The organism is Ferdinandcohnia sp. SAFN-114 (genome assembly GCF_059415045.1).
This window is the reverse complement of sequence record NZ_JBPFDQ010000169.1, coordinates 1-3,645: the sequence shown is the minus strand read 5'-3', so window position 1 is coordinate 3,645 and position 3,645 is coordinate 1. Positions and strand designations below refer to the sequence as shown.

5 protein-coding genes are annotated in these 3,645 nt (G+C 30.3%); 1 reads left to right on the top strand and 4 read right to left on the bottom strand.

All coding sequences use genetic code 11. The annotated features are described in order from the left end of the window. Positions 1-439 precede the first annotated feature (439 nt). Complete coding sequence (locus ACR65M_RS26630; protein WP_494776439.1) at positions 440-724, bottom strand: hypothetical protein; 285 nt, start codon at positions 722-724, stop codon at positions 440-442. A 273-nt stretch (positions 725-997) separates the two neighbouring features. Here ACR65M_RS26630 and ACR65M_RS26625 point away from each other — a divergent pair, with 273 nt between their 5' ends. Further along, on the top strand, positions 998-1,369 hold the full coding sequence (locus ACR65M_RS26625) for a hypothetical protein (RefSeq protein WP_440274905.1): 372 nt from the start codon (positions 998-1,000) through the stop codon (positions 1,367-1,369). A gap of 9 nt (positions 1,370-1,378) precedes the next feature. On the opposite strand, the gene ACR65M_RS26620 is transcribed toward ACR65M_RS26625, so the two are convergent. The 3 genes from ACR65M_RS26620 to ACR65M_RS26610 form a co-directional block, all read right to left on the bottom strand. Continuing rightward, a complete protein-coding gene (locus ACR65M_RS26620) occupies positions 1,379-1,522 on the bottom strand; it encodes a hypothetical protein (RefSeq protein ID WP_440274904.1) in 144 nt (47 codons plus the stop codon). A gap of 718 nt (positions 1,523-2,240) precedes the next feature. After that, positions 2,241-2,564 carry a hypothetical protein gene (locus ACR65M_RS26615; RefSeq protein WP_440274903.1) on the bottom strand — a complete coding sequence of 108 codons (324 nt, stop codon included), beginning with the start codon at positions 2,562-2,564 and terminating at the stop codon, positions 2,241-2,243. Between the two features lie 337 nt (positions 2,565-2,901). Then, positions 2,902-3,297 carry a hypothetical protein gene (locus ACR65M_RS26610; RefSeq protein WP_440274902.1) on the bottom strand — a complete coding sequence of 132 codons (396 nt, stop codon included), beginning with the start codon at positions 3,295-3,297 and terminating at the stop codon, positions 2,902-2,904. Positions 3,298-3,645 lie beyond the last annotated feature (348 nt).

The window sequence follows — 3,645 nt, the reverse complement described above, 5'->3', positions numbered from 1 at the left end:
TTCATAAAAATAGTTGGGAAGCAAAATTGTACATCCTTAAACGAGCGAAAATGTACATTTTATCATTGACATTTATATTTGACTTCTGTAACGTAACTGTGTATCCTAAACTTTCAAGTCTGCATAATGAATGTCGAACAATGGATTGCTCTCTCTGTTTGTCAAAGTAGTTCTACATCTTCTTTGAAGGAATCTACTCTTTTAGCTACTTCTTGATCCAGCATTTCTATTTGTTCAGTTAAGAAATCAATGTTCTTTAAAATGGTTTTCAGCATTAGAAGTTGATGAGAATAACTATCTATTCTTGTGTTGCGTTTTGGGTGAGCTGTATGATTTCAGTATTTTACTAATAAATGGGGACCAGAATCAAACCGATCACTGAATTTCTTGAGCTTACCACTGAAAACAGTTTTTATAGAGAGTTCATCTAATATTCTTTCTAGATTTTGAAAATTATTTTTATCGAACTTTGTTTTACTAATGATTTGAGGGTTTTGTTGAGTAAGTAAACAAAAAATAGTTTTTCTAAAGCGATTTGGGAATTGATGGTCTGATTTTCTATAAATGATGTATTTAATGTTTCAACATACCAATGTATAGTTTTTTTTATAATTCTCTTTATAAACTCATCATTAAACTTTGAAGCTAAATTATAGAATAGGCTTTCAATAATAGTGCCTTTTAGTTTAGGAAACCAGTTAGGCACTTCAAGAAAGGGGCTCATTAAGGGTACTGAAAATACCCTATATTGCTCCCCCTTTTGGATCTTTGAATTTTTTCAGCGTTACTCCTTTATTTAACAGCTTATTATTTTTCAAACCGTCCGGGTTATTTAAGAATAATTTGGCCAACTAATATTTCCTCAAACTTCTTCCCATATGATGTAAAAAAATATTACAATACTACCAATAATAGTATATAAAGGCAAAAAATAGTAGATTAATAGTGGCATATAATATATAATATTATAAAATATTACTTTGGAGGAATTGAGTTGATGAAAAAGGCTAGTATTCTACTGTTATCACTATCATTGATTTTTAGTATTTTTCTAATAAACCCTAAAGAGTCCCTTGCAGCCACCTCAAGTTTTGATGTTACAATACCTAGAGATATTTTTGGTAGAAATGTAACTTATCTAGGTTCTTATGCTGTACCTGCATATTCTAGTATGAGCATCCTAGTAACCAGTAGTGCAGGTTATGATGTGGAAGTAAGTGTAGATGGGGGACCTTGGACTAAAGTAAGTCCAAAATCGCTAAAAAATATTTATTACAATAACTATTCATACATAAGACCAGTTCCGATATACATTAGACATCACGTACAACTAACTTCGGTTAGAGTTACTGGTTATATATACCATTAAACCGTGAGATTATTCACGGTTTTTTGTTTTTGACAATGAAATATAGTCTTTAATGTATTTAATAGATAATTCAATTTCTTTTTCGGTAGGAAAATCTACATCATAATTTTTTAATATTTCCTTTAGTTTTTCTTCTTTTTTTATTTTTTTCATAAAAATCCTCCTCCATCTTTTATTAATTATGACGAAAATAGTTTAAAAAAGTTTTAAATTATTTTATACAGTCCATACGACTGATTATTATTTAAGACAAGGTGGAACACAAGTATTACTGTGTTACAGCATCTCTCCGGATATATCTCCTTTAACTAAAGAAATTTCTATAAAAGATAATCTGGTATTGCACAGAAAAAAGTGGCGGCTACTTACACAGGTCTATAGAACCGTGGAAAAAAGTCAGCTTAAAGACTAAAATTAAAAATAAGGTAATATACTTGAGAACCGAAATGAAACGGATTATACTAGCATCATTGATAAATTACAAAAAGCTCAATTTATGGTGAAATTAGGCTCTAATTAAATATCAAATGAGGATAGTAATTTATGATTATTATCTTGGAAAAGTGCACTTTGTGGACCCTTTAACTTCTGAGTTAAGAATTATAGATCATTTTGAGGAAATACATAGGGTTAAGTTTAAGGATATAGTTAATGTTTGCAATAAATAATGAAGAAAAGCTTACGGTTTTTTGGATTACTGGTAATCTGGTACATCATAAAAAAGTACCCCTGCTGGACCCAGGGGCACTTTCATGTGAGTAAAATAATATAAAATGACGGTACTTTTAATATAGAATGTCGCTATTTTTTGTTATAAAGTGACATAGATAAAGTTCAATAAAAGTTGATTAAAATGGTTTCCCCTTTATTTTTATTGAAATTTCGGCTCAGGATTTAGTAATATTAACATTTCAATCCCAGACATATTCGGTAGGTGATCAACGAAATCTTTTGCATCAGAGTAACTACTAAAAGATAATGCTACTAATTCGTAATATATTTTATAACTTTGTGTGTCTGCTTCTAGTTCTAACCGATAAATACGAATGACAATTTCCTTTGAAAATTGGAACATTCCATCTGATAAGACTAAAATCCCCATTTCAGGAAAAACAGGACTTATTATTGTTCCTTGAATCTCCATTTCTTCTAGCAATTCATTTGGTATATTTATTTTCAAATCATTTTGATACAAGAAAATCCCTCCTTTTGTATTCTAATAAACAATACTTTAAAGAGGGGGGATGTTTCTGTTAAGTTCGTCACAGAATATTGATAATATTGAACCCAGAAATGTTTAATCTCCATTTTTATCTAAGTTGGCCGCAGCTAAAATATGATTAAAGGTAATTTTCCATTGAATCTCTTAAACGATTATCCTCAATCATTCTATCTAAGTTCATTTGTATTTGGGATTCTTGGCTAGGTGCAATTTCTATTAGAAATGTCCTTATACTTTCCTCGAAATTATCAAACATAATATATGCTTCGTGGTGTGCAATTTTAATATTGGCCCATTCCTCACTATTTAATCATTCTTGACTACTAAGATTACCAGGAAGACTCAATTCTTCTAGATTATAAATTGCTTCTTCAAAAGCAACTCTGTCTTCTTCTAGTACAGGTAAACCATTTCTTGCCTTGCTACCGCTCATTTTCCCTCCAAGGCTACTATAGGAACTCATCAATTGAATTAATTCAATGCCAATATCGTTCTCTTCTAGTAACTGCTGTTCAATTATTTCAAAGTCTTTATATAAATAGTAATTAGCGTGATAAATAATGGACATATAGTAGTCTGCAACCAATCCTATATCATTTAGTGTGTATTCTCCGTCAGCAAGTATTTTTGTAATATCCCCATCTGCTTTTTCTCGAATACCCGAGAGATCCTCGATCTGTACCTTGTATAGATTCATATTCTTCATATTTATTTTGGTCACTGTGAATAAACATAAATAATAATCAGATTATTAAGACCTAATTTAAAATGTCTATTAATTGGTAATTTAGTACTATTTTCCAAACTTTCATTGGATTAAAATATATATAGGATATAATTGGAATTGTTTCTACATATTAGGAGGTGAATTCGAATGAAATGGAGAAAAGCTCTTTCTGAGCCGATTCGTTGGGCTGGTAACGACGACGAACTAGAAAAATGGAATTAAGTTAAAAAAGCAAAAACAAGCTTATGAGAATTGGACTAACCTAAAATAGTGAGACAATATAAAACACCTCCAAAATGGCAATACTTGAGATAAGTATTGTGACAT